Below are 14,507 nucleotides of genomic sequence, written 5' to 3' on the forward strand. Positions count from 1 at the left end.
GAACGTCGAGCTCCAGGTCATGCCGACCGAGTGCGAGGACAATGCGGGCGTGAACGGGCCGTTCACGGTCGTCACGCGCAAGGACGGAAAGAAGTTCCTCTGCGTCGAGGCGCAGAACACCAGCTCCATGGCAACCGACCCTGAACAGACCGTTCTTGCCTCCGCGCGCTATGGGATCATCCGGTCGCAGGCTCTCGCTCCGCAAGAGTCGCTTGCGTTCATCGAGAAGTTGCTGGGAGAGCTATGAACAACGCCGAGCCCCTCGCCTGGTTCAAGAGCAGCTACAGCGGAACCGAAGGCGGTCAGTGCATCGAGGTCGCGGCCGGCGCGGGAACCGTTCACATCCGGGACTCCAAGGACGTGGCCCGGCCGGCCCTGCGGGTCTCGCGCGAGGCGTGGGCCGGGTTCGTCGGGCTCGCCTCGGCGGAGTAGTACAGGCCGCCGTTGTACGTGGGGGAGCCCTGCTCGTCCGAGTCGGACGAGCAGGGCTCTCCGGCCGGGCGCCGGTGCGTCAGGCGCGCGCCAGTTCCGCGTTCGCGCGTTCGGTGACCAGGGCCAGGACGCGGCCCGCGACGGCCAGGTCCTCGGCGGGGATGTCCGCGTAGAGGCGGGCGGTGATCTCGGCGGTCTCGGCGGTCGTGGTGTCGAGCAGTTCCTGCCCGGCGGGCGTGAGGCGGAGCCGGGACGCGTCGGTCGGGTCCGTCTCCAGCAGCCGCGCCGCCGTCAGCCCGTCGACGACCTCCCATACGGCCGACTCCTCGATCTTCAGCGAGTGGACGACGTCGGCGACGAGGTGGTCCGGGGTGACGGAGCCGCCCGCCAGGGAGACGGACTTGAGGGTCACGCTCTGCTGGAACGTGGTGTCGTGGCGGGTCAGCACGCTCTCCAGGACCGCGCGGGCGGCGTAGTGGGCGAGGGCGATGACGCGGCCGTTGGTGGTGAAGGCGGTGGTGGTCATGACTGCTCCTTCTCGTTCTCGGCGGTGCGGGTCGGATCAAGAGGTACGTCGAGCAGGGTGGCCAGCTCGCGGGCGAACACGTCCGCGCGGGGGCCGTGTCGGCCGCCCAGGGGCTCCAGGAGCTGGTCCAGCAGCGCCTGGATCACCTTGATGGCGCGGCCGGTCACCTCCCGGCCCTGCTCCGTGAGTTCGAGTCGCATGGCGCGCGGGTCGTCCGGGTCCCGGGTGCGGGCGACGAGTCCCGAGCTCTCCAGGGCGCGGGCCAGTTTGGACACGTAGAGCGCTTCGAGCCCCGTGTGATCGGCGAGCTCCCGCTGGCTGGGACGCTGACCGGAGCGGCCCAGGCCGTGCAGCGAGGCCATCACGGCGTACTGCGCGTGGGTCATCCCCAGGGGTGCGAGGGCCCGGTCGACGGCCACCCGCCACTTCACCGACAGGCGCCAGACCAGGAAACCGGCGGTGGCGCTCTCGGCTGCTGAGCTCATGATGAATACAGTACATGGCTACTATGTACATGGCTACTGTTTTCTGGAGGGGGTCGCGGGGAGGAGCGCACGGGGCCCGCGCCTCCTCAGCCGGCCGGGTCCCGGCGAGGCGCCCCCTGCTCCTCTTCCTTCAGGACCGGGAAGCGGCGGGGTGCCAGCGTGAGGAGGGCCAGGAGGGCGAGGGCCGCCGCTGCCGCCGCGCCCCAGTAGACCCGGTCCACCGCCGCGTCGACCGCCCGGCGGATGCGGTCGGTGGCGTCGAGGGAGCGGGCCAGGGTGTCGAGGTCCGTGTCGGCGCCGAGGCGGGAGGCGAGGACGCCGTTCGCGACGGCGCCGAAGAGCGCGGCGCCGACGCTCTGGCCGACCTGGCGGCAGAAGAGGACGGAGGCGGTGGTCGTGCCGCGTTCCTCGTACGGGACGGTCGACTGCACGCCGACGATCAGGGGGAGTTGGAAGAGGCCCAGGGCTCCGCCGAGGAGCAGCATCAGGAGCGCGGGCTGCCAGGGTTCGCCGGGGAACGGCAGGAACGGGAACGCGAGCAGCAGGAGCAGGGCGAGCGAGATGCCCACGATCGCGGTGAGGCGGAAGCCGATGCGGGTGTAGACCCGGTTGGAGAGCGCGGCCGTGATGGGCCAGCTCAGGGTCCACGAGGACAGGACGAAACCGGCGGCGATCGGGCCGAGGCCGAGGACGGACTGCGCGTACGTGGGCAGGAAGACCGTCGGGGCGACCATGAGCAGGCCGAGGGCGCCGAGGGAGAGGTTGACCGCGGCTATCGTGCGGCGGCGCCAGACCCAGCCGGGGATGATCGGTTCGGCCGCGCGCCGCTCGACGGCGACGGTCAGGGCGGCGAGGGCGGCGGCGCCGCCGAGGAGGCCGAGGGACGGGGCGGAGAGCCAGGGCCAGGCGACGCCGCCCTGGACGAGCGCGGTGAGCAGCAGGGCGCCGGTGGCGAAGATGGCGAGGGCGCCGGCCCAGTCGACGCGGACGCGTGCGCGGGGTGCGGTGCGGGCGGGTTCGCGGAGGTGGCGGCCGATGAGCCAGAGGGCGATCAGGCCGACGGGGACGTTGACGAGGAAGATCCAGCGCCAGTCGGCGTAACCGGCGAGGAGGCCGCCGACGGCGGGTCCGGCGACGGAGGAGGCGGCCCACACGGAGGACAGCTTCGCCTGGATCCTGGGGCGTTCCTTCAAGGGGTACAGGTCGGCGGCGATGGTCTGGACGGTGCCCTGGAGGGCGCCGCCGCCGAGGCCCTGGACGACGCGGAAGGCGATCAGGGAGGCCATGTTCCAGGCGGCGGCGCAGAGCAGGGAGCCGACGAGGAAGAGGACGGTCCCGGCGATGAGGACGGGCTTGCGGCCGAAGGTGTCGCTGAGCTTCCCGTACACGGGCAGGGTGACCGTGACGGCGAGCAGGTAGCCGGAGAAGAGCCAGGAGAAGACGGAGAGTCCGCCGAGGTCGCCGACGATCTGGGGGACGGCGGTGGAGACGATCGTCCCGTCGAGGGCGGCGAGCCCCATGGCGAGCATGAGGGCGGCCACGACGGGCCCGCGGCGGGCGGCGGCGGAGGCGGGCGCGGGCGCCGGATCGGCTCCCGCCCGGGTCGTCGACGGTTCCGTCACCGCACACCGTTCCTTTCTTCGTACACCTAAATGTGCGCGGCCAGGGTCTCACTCGACCCCAGGGTGGAGAAACCCCTAGGGGCCCCTCCCCCATGCGGCCCAGGGATCGTTCGTACCGGCGGAGGAGGAGAAGTGCCGTGCCCGCTTCTTAACTTGAACCTACAAACCCACCCATCGCTCCAAGGAGAAATCCGTGACTTCGGCTGTGACCATCCCCAGGCACGGGGGTACTGGCGAGGGGACGGCCGTCGCGGCGCGGGCGCGGCAGGTCGTCAAGGCGTACGGCTCGGGGGAGACCCGGGTCGTCGCGCTGGACTCCGTCGACGTGGACATCGCCCGCGGTCGGTTCACCGCGATCATGGGGCCCTCCGGCTCCGGCAAGTCGACCCTGATGCACTGCCTCGCCGGGCTCGACACCGTCACCGGCGGGCAGATCTTCCTCGACGAGACCGAGATCACCGGCCTCAAGGACAAGAAGCTCACCCGGCTGCGCCGGGACCGGATCGGCTTCATCTTCCAGGCGTTCAACCTGCTGCCCACCCTGAACGCCCTGGAGAACATCACGCTGCCGATGGACATCGCCGGGCGGAAGCCGGACGCCGAGTGGCTGCGGCGGGTCGTCGACACCGTCGGGCTCGGCGAGCGGCTCAAGCACCGTCCGAACCAGCTCTCCGGCGGACAGCAGCAGCGTGTGGCCGTGGCCCGCGCGCTCGCCGCCCGGCCCGAGATCATCTTCGGTGACGAGCCGACCGGAAACCTCGACTCGCGGGCCGGCGCCGAGGTCCTCGGCTTCCTCCGCGCGTCCGTGGACGAGCTGGGGCAGACGATCGTCATGGTCACCCACGACCCCGTCGCCGCCTCCTACGCGGACCGGGTGCTCTACCTCGCCGACGGACGGATCGTGGACGAGATGGAGCGGCCCACCGCCGACGCCGTCCTCGACCGCATGAAGGACTTCGACGCGCGCGGGCGGACGTCGTGACCGTCCTCAAGACCTCGCTGCGCAACTTCTTCGCGCACAAGGGCCGCATGGCGCTCTCCGCCGTCGCCGTCCTCCTCTCCGTCGCCTTCGTCAGTGGGACGCTCGTCTTCACCGACACCATGAACACGACGTTCGACAAGCTCTTCGCGTCGACCGCCTCCGACGTCACCGTCAGCCCGAAGGGCGCGGCCGGCGACGACGAGATCCCGCAGAACGGCCGCCCCGAGTCCCTGCCCGCCTCGCTCGTCGAGAAGGTCAGGAAGGTCGAGGGCGTCAAGGACGCGCAGGGCTCGGTCACCTCCATGAGCGTGACCGTCGTCGACGCGAAGAACCAGAACGTGGGCCCGACCGGCGGCGCGCCCACCATCGCCGTCAACTGGAGCCCCTACGAGCTCCGTTCGGTCGAGCTGGCCTCCGGCCACGAGCCGCGCGGGCCCACCGACGTCGTCGTCGACGCCGGCACCGCCGAGAAGCACCACCTGAGGATCGGCGACACCCTGCGCACGATCGCCGTCACCGGCGACCTCACCGCGAGGATCTCCGGCATCGTCGAGTTCAAGGTCACCAACCCCGGCGCCACCGTCGTCTACTTCGACACCGCCACCGCGCAGCGCGGACTCCTCGGCAAGGAGGGCCTGTTCACCCAGGTCATGGTCGACGCGAAGCCCGGTGTCGGCGACGACGCCCTCAAGGCGGAGGTGGCCGCCGCCCTCGGCGCCGACGCGAAGCACTACAAGCTGCACACCGCCGCCGAGGTCGCCGACGCGGGCCGCGAGGACATCGCCGGCTTCCTCGACGTCATGAAGTACGCCATGCTCGGCTTCGCCGGGATCGCCTTCCTCGTCGGCATCTTCCTCATCGTCAACACCTTCTCCATGCTGGTCGCCCAGCGGACCCGCGAGATCGGCCTCATGCGGGCCATCGGCTCCAGCCGCAGGCAGGTGAACCGTTCCGTCCTCGTCGAGGCGCTCCTCCTCGGCCTCGTCGGCTCCGTCGCCGGTGTCGCCGCGGGCGTCGGCCTCGCCGTCGGACTCATGAAGATCATGTCCTCGATGGGCATGGAGCTCTCCACCCGCGACCTCACCGTGGCGTGGACGACGCCGGCCGTCGGCCTCGCCCTCGGCATCGTCGTCACCGTCCTCGCCGCGTACGTCCCCGCCCGCCGCGCCGGCAAGGTCTCCCCGATGGCGGCCCTCCGCGACGCGGGCACCCCCGCCGACGGCAAGGCGGGGCGCGTACGGGGCGTGCTCGGGACCGTCCTCACCGGCGCCGGAGCGGCCGCCCTGGTCGCGGCGGCCCGCGCCGCCGAGGCCGGCCCCGGCTCCCTCTGGCTCGGACTCGGAGTCGTCCTCTCCCTCCTCGGCTTCGTCGTCGTCGGCCCGCTCCTCGCCGGCGGGGTCGTCCGCGCCCTCGGCGCCGTCGTCCTGCGGATCTTCGGACCCGTCGGCCGCATGGCCGAGCGCAACGCGCTGCGCAACCCGCGCCGCACCGGCGCCACCGCCGCCGCCCTGATGATCGGCCTCGCGCTCGTCGCCGCCCTCTCGGTGGTCGGCTCGTCCATGGTCGCCTCGGCCACCGAGGAACTGGACCGCTCCGTCGGCGCCGACTTCATCGTGCGGTCCGCCACCGGACAGCCGATCGTGCCGCAGGCACAGGCCGCGCTGGAGAGGACGCCCGGCCTGGACCACGTCACCGAGTACAAGTGGGTCGACGCCGAGGTCACCGACCCGCACGGCAAGGTCTCCACCGCCGACCTGGCCGCCACCGACCCGACGTACACGAAGGACCTGCGCCGCGAGACCACCGCCGGCACCCTCGCCGACGCGTACGGCAAGGACGCGATGTCCGTCGGCAGCGACTACGCCGCCGAGCACCGCGTCAAGGTCGGCGACGTCCTCACCGTCGCCTTCAAGGGCGGCGACACGGCGAAGCTGAGGGTCGCGGCGATCACGGCGGACGTCGGCCAGGTCGACAAGGGCGCGATGTACACGAACGTCTCCACCGTCGCCCGCCACCTGCCCGCCGAGCGGGTGCCGAACAGCCTGCTCGTCCTGGCCAGCGCCAAGGACGGCCAGGAGGCCCCGGCGTACCGGGCGCTCAAGGACGCCCTCGCGCCGTACCCGCAGTACAAGGTCAGCAACCAGGCCGACTACAAGGAGGAGCTGCAGAACCAGGTCGGGCAGCTGCTCAACATCGTGTACGGGCTCCTCGCGCTGGCGATCGTCGTCGCCGTCCTCGGCGTCGTGAACACCCTGGCGCTCTCGGTGGTCGAGCGGACCCGCGAGATCGGCCTCATGCGGGCCATCGGCCTCTCCCGCCGGCAGCTGCGCCGCATGATCCGGCTGGAATCGGTGGTCATCGCCCTCTTCGGCGCGCTCCTCGGGCTCGGCCTGGGCATGGGCTGGGGAACCGCCGCGCAGAAGCTCCTCGCGCTGGAGGGGCTCGGCGTCCTGGAGATCCCCTGGCCGACGATCGTGACGGTCTTCGTCGGCTCGGCGTTCGTGGGGCTCTTCGCGGCGCTGGTCCCGGCGTTCCGGGCGGGGCGGATGAACGTCCTGGGGGCGATCGCGAGCGAGTAGACGTCCTGAACGCGGCCGCGGGCGAGCGGCGGCCGCGGGACGGAACGGGGGGTGCGGCCCCGGCGGATCCTGCCAGGTCCACCGGGGCCGTACGGCTGTCCGGAGATCGGGCGTGAAAACAGCGGAACCCTCGCGTCGGCGGGAACGCCCGGACCCGCCGTGAATCGGCCGGGCGCGGGCATCGAGCCGGAACTCCTTTCCCCTTCGGGTGTCAGGAATGGAAAAGATTAATTGTTTGTTTCCGCTTCGGATTTGATCATAGGATGCCGGACAACGGGCGTACGACACATGCGACTTCGTCATGCCCCCGCGTCGACTCGGACTGACCACCGAGTTCTGTCATCGACAGGAGAAGCGGGGCCATGACAAATGTAATGGGCCGACCGTGCGGGGGGAATGAAAATCGGTTACGCATGGCACTGCCTCGGCGCGGAACGCGCCACAAGGCTTGAGCACATGAAAACGGACGACTACGAGAACGACGTCGTGATCGACGTGCGTGACGTACGCAGGACCTACGGAGCGGGAAGCCGGTCCGCGTACGAAGCGGTGCGGGGCGTCAGCCTGCAGGTCCGCCGGGGGGAGGTGTTCGCGCTGCTGGGAACGAACGGCGCGGGCAAGACCTCGACGGTGGAGCTGATGGAAGGCCTGGCGCCGGCGGACAGCGGACACGTGCGCGTCCTGGGCCGTGACCCCTACCGGCAGCGGGCCGAAGTCCGCCCGCTGACCGGGGTCATGCTGCAGAGCGGTGGTTTCCCGGCGGACCTGACGGTGGAGGAGGTCACCCGCTTCTGGTCCAGGTGCTCCCCGCCGGCGCGTACGGTCCCCGAGGCGCTGGACCTGGTCGGGCTGACCGGCCGGCGGACGGTGCCGGTCAAGCAGTTGTCGGGCGGCGAGACCCGGCGGCTGGACCTGGCACTCGCCGTCATCGGCGGCCCGCAGGTCCTCTTCCTGGACGAGCCCACGACCGGCATGGACCCCGAAGGGCGCCGCGACACCTGGGACATCGTGCGGCAGCTGAGGCAGGACGGCACGACGGTCCTGCTGACGACGCACTACCTGGAGGAGGCGGAAACGCTCTCCGACCACCTGGCCATCCTGCAGAAGGGCCGCGTGGTCGCCGAAGGAACCGCCTCCGAGGTCATCGCCGGCCAGCCCTCGCGCATCAGCTTCGCCCTCCCCGCAGGACGGGGCCCCGAGTCCATGCCTTCGCTGGAGGGCGTCACGCACCGGGAGACCGACGGCCGGAGCGTCGTGCTCCACACCCGGGACCTGCAGCCCGTCCTCACCCGCCTGCTGAACTGGGCCGCCGAGCAACGCATCGGTCTGGAAGGGCTGGACGCGCGCACCGCCTCGCTGGAGGAAGCCTTCCTCGCCATGACCGTCGGCGCGGAGCCCCACCCCGCGAGGAGCGGCTCATGACCGCCGACGCGTTCCCCGGCCCCGTCTCCCGCAGGAGCAGGATGGGGGCCCTGGGGCACATCGAACTGATCATGCTGCTCCGCAACAGGAGCGCCCTCGTCTCCGCCCTCGTCCTGCCCCTCGGTTCGCTCTGGCTCCTGCACACCGTCACGCCCTCGACGTTCGCCGCCGGGGACGGGGAGCGGGTGGCGGCCGGTCCGGCCCTCGCGACGGGCACGATCGGCATGGTCCTGCTCTTCGTCGTCTATTCGACGCTCGTGGGCGCGTACGTCGCGCGCCGCGAGGCGCTGGTCCTGAAGAGACTGCGCACCGGGGCCCTGACGGACGGCGAGATCCTGGTGGGGACGGCGCTGCCGGCGGCGGGAGTGGCATGGGCCCAGTGCGCCCTGGTGATCGGCGTCGGCATGACGATGCTGGACGTGCGGGCGCCGGCGAGCCCGGAGCTGTTGGTCGTCGGGGTGGCCGTCGGGACGGTCCTCGTGGCGGCGCTGGCCGCGTGCTCCGCCGTGTTCACGAGGACGGTGGAGATGGCACAGCTGACCACGATGCCCTTGATCCTGGTCTCGGTCGCCGGCTCGGGACTGGCGATGCCGCTGGAGGCCATGCCGTCCTGGGCCGCAGAGGCGTGCCGTTTCCTCCCGTTGACCCCGGTGATGGAAGTGGTGCGGCTCGGCTGGCTCGGCACGGACGGCGGCGCGGCCGCGTGGTCCGCGGCGCTGCCCCAGCTCGGGGGCGCCCTGCTGTGGACGGGCGCCGCGGTGTGGGGCGCACGGACCTGGTTCCGCTGGGAGCCGCGTAGATGACCGCCTCACAGGGCCCTCGGGGGGAGTCCCCGCACGGGAAGCGCCGGCAGCGGTGGCGCGGCGCCCTCGCCGCGCGGGGGAGGGTGGAGGGGCAGAGCAGCTCCGAGCGGTTCCACCTCTACACCCGTGCGTCGCTGCACCTGCTGGGTCTGCTCGAACCCGTTCTCGTGGGCATCTGGCTCCTCGACACCCGCGCGGAGCAGACCACCGGCGTGTTGCCCTGGGCGATCGCCGCTGTCTGCGCCGTGCACACGGCCGGGTGCGTGAGCCTGCCGTACTCGCTGCCCGCCCGCCCCGAGCTCCGCAACCGGGCGCGGGTGGGCGGCGCGGCGATCGCGACGGTGGGAGCCTGCGCGGTCGCACTCGGGCTGAACACCGATCCGGCCCGGCTGGGTTCGTCGTCCACCGAGCTGCTGGTGGCCGGGGCCCTGGTCTTCCTCGCGGGCCCCTTGTCGGTCACCTGGCCGCCGAAGGCCACGGCCGCCCTCCTGCTGGGGGTCGCCGCCTGTGTGGCCCTCATCGGCGGTGTCCTGGGGACCGGGACCCGCGTGCTGTCCGGGGCCGGGCTCCTCGCCCTCATCGGCGCGGGCGCTTTCGTACCGGCCTACCGGTTCTCCGCCTGGGCGGTCGGCGTGGTGCGCGAGCTGGGGCGGTCCCAGGAGATCCAGGCCCGTCTCGCGGTCGCCGAGGAGCGGTTGCGGTTCGCCCGTGACCTGCACGACGTCCTAGGGCGCAACCTCACCGTGATCGCGTTGAAGAGCGAGCTCGCGGCGGCCCTGAGCGGTCCTGGCGCACCGGCCGATCAGATGGTCGAGATCCAGCGGATCGCGCACCAGTCGCAGGAAGAGGTGCGTGCCGTGGTGACGGGCTACCGCGCCGCGGACCTGAGCACCGAGCTGGAGGGTGCCCGCGCGGTGCTGCACTCCGCGGGCATCCGATGCCGGGTCAGCGATCCGGAGGGGATCGGGGCGGGGGCCCCGCAGGCCCTGGGGTGGGCGGTGAGGGAGGGCGTGACGAACGTGCTGAGGCACAGCGAGGCACGGCAGTGCCTCGTCGCGCTGTCCTCCCACGAGGACATGGTGACCCTGACCATCGAGAACGACGGTGTGCACGGGCCCCTGGTGCCCGGCACGGGCGGCAACGGTCTGGCCGGCCTGCGCGAGCGGCTCGCGCCGCTCGGCGGCACGGTGCAGGCCCGCGCCGACGACGCGGGCGACTTCCTGCTGACCGTCCGCATGCCGCGGCACACCCGATCGAACCTTCCCACCGACCGTGAAGCGAGAGCATCGTGACGGACCGCATCCGTGTTCTGCTCGCCGACGACGAGCACCTCATCCGCGGAGCCCTGGCCAGCCTGCTGGCACTCAACGACGACATCACCGTGGTGGCCGAGGCCGCCACGGGACCGGAAGCCCTCTCCATGGCCAGGGCGCACCGACCCGACGTGGCCGTGCTGGACCTGCAGATGCCCGGTCACGACGGCATCGAGGTGGCGCAGACGCTGCACAGCGAGATCGAGGGCTGCCGCACCATGATCCTCACCAGTTTCGGCCGGCCCGGGCACCTGAAGCGGGCGCTGGCAGCCGGTGTCCGCGGGTTCCTGCCCAAGACCGTCTCCGCGCACGACCTCGCCGACATCATCCGCACCGTCCACTCGGGCCGGCGCTACATCGCCTCGGAGCTCGCGGCCGACGCCATCAGCGCGGGGGACTCCCCGCTGACGCCCAGGGAGACGGACGTGCTGAGCCTGGCGGTCGACGGTGCCCCGATCGCCGAGATCGCGCAGCGCGTGGGCCTGTCGGCGGGGACGGTCCGCAACCACATCTCGTCCGCGCTTTCCAAGCTCGGGGCCGACAACCGACACGCGGCGGCCCGGATCGCGAAACAGCATGGCTGGATCTGACAGCCTCCGGCTCCACGAGGCGAGGGCCGGCCCGGCTCGTACGCCTCACCTCCCCTCTGGCAACGCTCTACAAGGATTTCGGAGAAGAAGATGGGACGCCCGGAAATACCGATCAACCCGGCCGACGGCCCCCTGCAGCGCTTCGCCCACGACCTGCGCGAGCTGCGGAAGGCGGCGGGAAGCCCCTCGTACCGTCTGCTCGCCGGCCGGGCCAACTACTCGGGGACGTCGTTGTCCGAAGCCGCCCGCGGTGTCTCCCTGCCCAGTCTCGACGTGACCCTCTCCTACGTCTCCGCCTGTCAGGGCGACGTCGAGTACTGGGAGAGGTACTGGAAGCGCACCGCGGCCGAGCTGTCGGCCGATTCCGCGTACGAGGAACCACCACAGGCGCGGATCGAGCGGACGCCCCGCCGTCACGGCCGTACCGCGCCGGCCACCCGGCCCGTCGCCCCGGCGGCGGCCTCCACGCGGTCCGGCCGTCCCGGCCGCCGCCCCGGGACGAGCTACGCGCGGATGGTCAGCCGGGCCGGGTCGGTGCTGAGGAAACCGGAGACCGTGTTCGCCCTGATGGCGGGCAGCTGGGCCCTGGCCACGGGTTTACGAGTGAGGAGGAGCGCTCATGGTGCGTGACGATATCCACGGCGGCGTCGAGGCCGGCGCGATGCCCCGGCGGTCGGCCCTCACCTGGTCGGGGACCATGCTCCGCGATCTCGGCGACTGGCTGACGCGCAAGCCCGTCGCGCTGCACGGCGCGCACCGCTCGATTCCGCACTCCGCCGATTCCCGGATGGTCGTCTGGGCGGTGACAGCGGCCGATCTCGTCACCAGCGTCGTCGTGGACGCGATCGTTCCCGCGGCCTACCGCCCCCTGCACCTCGCCTGGGTGATCCTCACGATCGTCCTGTCCGTCGGGTTCTGCGCGATGACCGCGCGCACCCCCCACCTGGTCGACGACCGGGCGCTGTACCTGCGCACCGGTCCCTTCCGGGCGCTCGTCGTCCCGATCGACCACATCCGGACCGTGCGCACCGCGCACGGCATGACCACCGGTCACGGGCTGCGCCGCCCGCTGGACCAGGACGACGCGGTGGCCTGTTCGGTCAGCAGCGCCACGACCCTGACCCTCGAACTCACGGAGCCGCTCCTGGTGCGGCTCCGCAAGGGCGACCCGGTCATGGCCCGCCGCGTCCACTTCGGCGCCGACCAGCCCGCGAAAGCGGTCGAAACCATCAGGAGCGCGATGAGCAGGGACATCCAGTCATGACGGTCACGCACCACGGTGCCGCGTCCGTACCGGCCACGGACGACGCGGCGCTCCGGGAGGTGGACGACTTCCTCGTACGTCTGGGGCTGGGGACGCTCGCCGGGCAGCCCGACCGCAGGTCCCTGCCCGGCCGCAACACCAACGTGAGCGGCACCACGGACACCGGCCGGGGCGTCTTCGTCAAGAAGCTGGAGGGCCCGCCGGACGTGGTCGCGACACGCATCCGGCAGTGCCTGGCCTTCGAGCAGCTCCTTCGGCAGAGTCCGGAACCCGGGCTCTCCTCGCCGCGCTGCCTGGGCTCCGACCCCGCGTCGCAGCTCATGGTGTTCGAACTGGTCGAGGACGCCGTGACCGCCGTGGAACTGGTCAAGAACCGTGAACTGACGGACGACCTCGCCCGCTCACTGGGCAGAACGGTCGGTCACCTCCACAGCCTGCCGGTCGACCGGCTCCGGCAGACCGAGCGGAAGACGCCGCTGCTTCCCTCCACCGAACTCCTCGACGGCATTCCGATGGCACTGTTCGAGGCATCGTCCGCGGCGGAGCTTCAGGTGTGGAACCTGCTGCAGAACGACGCCCCGCTGGCGGACGCCCTGCGGGTGCTCCTCGCGAGGGAGGCGCGGGCCGAACCGGTGGCCGCCCACTGCGATCTGCGCCTGGACCAGTTCCTGATGTCCGGCGACCGGGTCCACCTCACCGACCTGGAGGAGTTCCAGGCGGGTGACGCGGCCCGTGACCTCGGCGGCGTCGTCGGCGACCTGCTGCACCGGGCGGTGCTGGACGCCGCCACGGCGGAGGACCCCGACCGGGAGGCGGCGCCCTCGCGGGAACGGATGCTGGCGCAGGTCACGTCCGGCATCCGTGCGGCGCGCCCGAGCATCCGCGCGTTCTGGGACGGATACCTGGAGCGGCGGCCCGGGGCGGTCGCCCTGGCGGCGCGGGTGGTGGCGTTCGCCGGCTGGCACCTCCTCGACCGGCTGCTCGCGGGCGCGCGGACGGCCCCACGACTCGCGGCCCTGCCCCGCGCGGCCGCCGGCATCGGGAGAAGAGCGCTGATCACACCGGAGAAGTTCGTCCTGACCCTCGGACTCACGGAGGAGGTCGCATGAGAGACCTGGCCGAATCCCCGCGAACGGAAGGCCGGGAGGGGCGGCAGCCGGCACGGCAGCTGTCCGATCGGCTCCGGGACCTGCTGGACGTGGTGCACGTGGAGGCGGACGGACTCACGGCCGCGGTGGGGGAGAGGACCGTGACCGCGCCCTCCTCCCCGGCACTCGTCTCCCACCTCGCCACCGCCCTCTACCGGGTCGTCCACGTCGGCCGACCGGAGACCGACACCGAAGGGGAGGCCGCCACCGCCCCCGAGAGGGATCTCGAAGCCCTGCTGGCGGGGGCCGTGCCCCACCGTCACACCTCGTACCACGCTCCGGTGCTGTCCGCCGCGGAGGGCGGCCCGGCCGTCATCGGGCTCAGCGGCGTTCGCGTCCGTCTGGATCCGGACCGGCTCGTGTCCACCGGTCGCGACGGACGACAGGCGCACGTGCGCGTCTCGGCCGCCCGCCCCATGCTCTCTCCCGGCTTCTTCCTCGTCGACGGGTCGCTGCCCCTTCCTCCCGATGCCCAGGTCCTCAGGGTGTACCTGCACGTCGAGACGCCCGAGGCCGCCGTGGAGGCCTGGGGCCGGGCGCTGGAATGCCTGGAAGGCCGTGGTGTCGCCTTCCGGGCCAAGGCGTCCTCCTCCAGCGCGGCGCTGCCACGGCGCGACGGCGTGGTGGTCTACCTGGACGGGCTGGACCGGGATCTGCTCGCGTCCCTCGTCGGTGCCGTGGAGGGGATCGCCGGGCTGGGCGCCGGCTCCTCCCCCTTCACCATGCCCCTGGCCGCCGGGGTTGCCGTGGCCTGGGAACCGGACGACGCGCGGCCCGGCATGCGCCACACGAGTCTGGGCGAGCACCGCTCCCGGGCCCTCGCCTCGGGACTGGTCGATCACGCGGTGCGACCGGACGGGCGGACGCGCGCGGAGCGGGTGCGGGACGCCCTCATCGAGGGGGGAATCGACCCGTCCGCCCCTGCCCGCAATCTGTCGTCCCCGCATTTCCCCTGGAATTGACCGGCGCGGGGGCGGAATTGATGAAAAGCGGCGGCGTACAACCGGTCATCAAAAAGATCTTCCATGTTCGAATCATTCACGCCTAGATTCGAACTGTCGCCGGGGGGCATCCGGCCAGGACGTTCTCAGGGACGTTCCGTTCGGGTGGTGCCGGCTTTGTCCATCGAATCCTTTTGAGGAGTTCATCATGAACGAGATCGAACTGGCCGACGGCTTCGACACCTACGCCGACGTGAACGAGATGGTCGCCGAGGTCGCCACCGACGAGGCTCCCTCGCCGCAGACGATCGTCTCCCTGAGCATCGTCGCCAGCATCAAGTGGGGCTGCTGAGCCGGTCCGGCATATGCGTGCACGGCCGGCAGTCGCGACTGCCGGCCG

General features: G+C 71.9%; 16 protein-coding genes. 13 read left to right on the forward strand and 3 right to left on the reverse strand.

What is annotated here, in order from left to right; translation table 11 throughout:
* Together ACFYUZ_RS31650 and ACFYUZ_RS31655 are read left to right on the forward strand one after the other, a co-directional pair.
* A partial coding sequence (locus ACFYUZ_RS31650) for a Scr1 family TA system antitoxin-like transcriptional regulator (RefSeq protein WP_389315009.1) occupies positions 1-247 on the forward strand: 247 nt, incomplete at its 5' end.
* A complete protein-coding gene (locus ACFYUZ_RS31655) occupies positions 244-432 on the forward strand; it encodes a DUF397 domain-containing protein (RefSeq protein ID WP_389315011.1) in 189 nt (62 codons plus the stop codon). The genes ACFYUZ_RS31650 and ACFYUZ_RS31655, both read left to right, overlap by 4 nt.
* A 79-nt stretch (positions 433-511) precedes the next feature.
* On the opposite strand, the gene ACFYUZ_RS31660 is transcribed toward ACFYUZ_RS31655, so the two are convergent.
* The 3 genes from ACFYUZ_RS31660 to ACFYUZ_RS31670 form a co-directional block, all read right to left on the reverse strand.
* Complete coding sequence (locus tag ACFYUZ_RS31660; RefSeq protein ID WP_389315013.1) at positions 512-958, reverse strand: MarR family winged helix-turn-helix transcriptional regulator; 447 nt, start codon at positions 956-958, stop codon at positions 512-514.
* Complete coding sequence (locus ACFYUZ_RS31665) at positions 955-1,443, reverse strand: MarR family winged helix-turn-helix transcriptional regulator (protein ID WP_389315015.1); 489 nt, start codon at positions 1,441-1,443, stop codon at positions 955-957. The genes ACFYUZ_RS31660 and ACFYUZ_RS31665 overlap by 4 nt, the downstream gene beginning before the upstream one ends.
* 86 nt (positions 1,444-1,529) lie before the next feature.
* Positions 1,530-3,065: an MFS transporter gene (locus ACFYUZ_RS31670; protein ID WP_389315017.1), complete on the reverse strand. Its 1,536-nt coding sequence runs from the start codon at positions 3,063-3,065 to the stop codon at positions 1,530-1,532.
* A gap of 193 nt (positions 3,066-3,258) precedes the next feature.
* On the opposite strand from ACFYUZ_RS31670, the gene ACFYUZ_RS31675 reads away from it, so the two are divergent.
* From ACFYUZ_RS31675 to ACFYUZ_RS31725, 11 genes are all read left to right on the forward strand, one after another.
* Positions 3,259-4,047, forward strand: a complete 789-nt coding sequence (locus ACFYUZ_RS31675) for an ABC transporter ATP-binding protein (protein ID WP_389315019.1) — start codon at positions 3,259-3,261, stop codon at positions 4,045-4,047.
* The gene (locus tag ACFYUZ_RS31680) at positions 4,044-6,626 is read left to right on the forward strand and encodes an ABC transporter permease (RefSeq protein WP_389315021.1); all 2,583 of its coding nucleotides are present in this window, start codon (positions 4,044-4,046) and stop codon (positions 6,624-6,626) included. The genes ACFYUZ_RS31675 and ACFYUZ_RS31680 overlap by 4 nt, the downstream gene beginning before the upstream one ends.
* A gap of 456 nt (positions 6,627-7,082) precedes the next feature.
* Entirely contained in the window at positions 7,083-8,048 is a 966-nt protein-coding gene (locus ACFYUZ_RS31685) for an ABC transporter ATP-binding protein (protein ID WP_389315022.1), read from the forward strand.
* Positions 8,045-8,851: an ABC transporter permease gene (locus ACFYUZ_RS31690; RefSeq protein WP_389315024.1), complete on the forward strand. Its 807-nt coding sequence runs from the start codon at positions 8,045-8,047 to the stop codon at positions 8,849-8,851. The genes ACFYUZ_RS31685 and ACFYUZ_RS31690 overlap by 4 nt, the downstream gene beginning before the upstream one ends.
* Positions 8,848-10,143, forward strand: a complete 1,296-nt coding sequence (locus ACFYUZ_RS31695) for a sensor histidine kinase (protein WP_389315026.1) — start codon at positions 8,848-8,850, stop codon at positions 10,141-10,143. Before ACFYUZ_RS31690 ends, ACFYUZ_RS31695 begins: the two co-directional genes overlap by 4 nt.
* A complete protein-coding gene (locus tag ACFYUZ_RS31700; RefSeq protein WP_389315028.1) occupies positions 10,140-10,754 on the forward strand; it encodes a response regulator in 615 nt (204 codons plus the stop codon). Before ACFYUZ_RS31695 ends, ACFYUZ_RS31700 begins: the two co-directional genes overlap by 4 nt.
* Before the next feature lie 90 nt (positions 10,755-10,844).
* Positions 10,845-11,384 carry a hypothetical protein gene (locus ACFYUZ_RS31705; protein ID WP_389315030.1) on the forward strand — a complete coding sequence of 180 codons (540 nt, stop codon included), beginning with the start codon at positions 10,845-10,847 and terminating at the stop codon, positions 11,382-11,384.
* Positions 11,374-12,018, forward strand: a complete 645-nt coding sequence (locus ACFYUZ_RS31710) for a hypothetical protein (RefSeq protein ID WP_389315031.1) — start codon at positions 11,374-11,376, stop codon at positions 12,016-12,018. The genes ACFYUZ_RS31705 and ACFYUZ_RS31710 overlap by 11 nt, the downstream gene beginning before the upstream one ends.
* Positions 12,015-13,127: a class V lanthionine synthetase subunit LxmK gene (gene lxmK / locus ACFYUZ_RS31715; protein ID WP_389315033.1), complete on the forward strand. Its 1,113-nt coding sequence runs from the start codon at positions 12,015-12,017 to the stop codon at positions 13,125-13,127. Before ACFYUZ_RS31710 ends, lxmK begins: the two co-directional genes overlap by 4 nt.
* Entirely contained in the window at positions 13,124-14,128 is a 1,005-nt protein-coding gene (locus ACFYUZ_RS31720; RefSeq protein ID WP_389315035.1) for a T3SS effector HopA1 family protein, read from the forward strand. Before lxmK ends, ACFYUZ_RS31720 begins: the two co-directional genes overlap by 4 nt.
* A 187-nt stretch (positions 14,129-14,315) precedes the next feature.
* On the forward strand, positions 14,316-14,459 hold the full coding sequence (locus tag ACFYUZ_RS31725; protein ID WP_389315036.1) for a hypothetical protein: 144 nt from the start codon (positions 14,316-14,318) through the stop codon (positions 14,457-14,459).
* Positions 14,460-14,507: the final 48 nt, after the last annotated feature.

Source organism: Streptomyces sp. NPDC004266 (assembly GCF_042874095.1).
Lineage (GTDB): Bacteria > Actinomycetota > Actinomycetes > Streptomycetales > Streptomycetaceae > Streptomyces.

What these genes read in the sequence shown, in the direction of transcription:
- ACFYUZ_RS31720 (WP_389315035.1), top strand. Translation starts at nt 13,124, where the DNA reads ATGAGAGACCTGGCCGAATCCCCGCGAACGGAAGGCCGGGAGGGGCGG.
- ACFYUZ_RS31685 (WP_389315022.1), top strand. Translation starts at nt 7,083, where the DNA reads ATGAAAACGGACGACTACGAGAACGACGTCGTGATCGACGTGCGTGAC.
- ACFYUZ_RS31710 (WP_389315031.1), top strand. Translation starts at nt 11,374, where the DNA reads ATGGTGCGTGACGATATCCACGGCGGCGTCGAGGCCGGCGCGATGCCC.
- ACFYUZ_RS31690 (WP_389315024.1), top strand. Translation starts at nt 8,045, where the DNA reads ATGACCGCCGACGCGTTCCCCGGCCCCGTCTCCCGCAGGAGCAGGATG.
- ACFYUZ_RS31705 (WP_389315030.1), top strand. Translation starts at nt 10,845, where the DNA reads ATGGGACGCCCGGAAATACCGATCAACCCGGCCGACGGCCCCCTGCAG.
- lxmK (WP_389315033.1), top strand. Translation starts at nt 12,015, where the DNA reads ATGACGGTCACGCACCACGGTGCCGCGTCCGTACCGGCCACGGACGAC.
- ACFYUZ_RS31725 (WP_389315036.1), top strand. Translation starts at nt 14,316, where the DNA reads ATGAACGAGATCGAACTGGCCGACGGCTTCGACACCTACGCCGACGTG.
- ACFYUZ_RS31655 (WP_389315011.1), top strand. Translation starts at nt 244, where the DNA reads ATGAACAACGCCGAGCCCCTCGCCTGGTTCAAGAGCAGCTACAGCGGA.
- ACFYUZ_RS31695 (WP_389315026.1), top strand. Translation starts at nt 8,848, where the DNA reads ATGACCGCCTCACAGGGCCCTCGGGGGGAGTCCCCGCACGGGAAGCGC.
- ACFYUZ_RS31665 (WP_389315015.1), bottom strand. Translation starts at nt 1,443, where the DNA reads ATGAGCTCAGCAGCCGAGAGCGCCACCGCCGGTTTCCTGGTCTGGCGC.
- ACFYUZ_RS31660 (WP_389315013.1), bottom strand. Translation starts at nt 958, where the DNA reads ATGACCACCACCGCCTTCACCACCAACGGCCGCGTCATCGCCCTCGCC.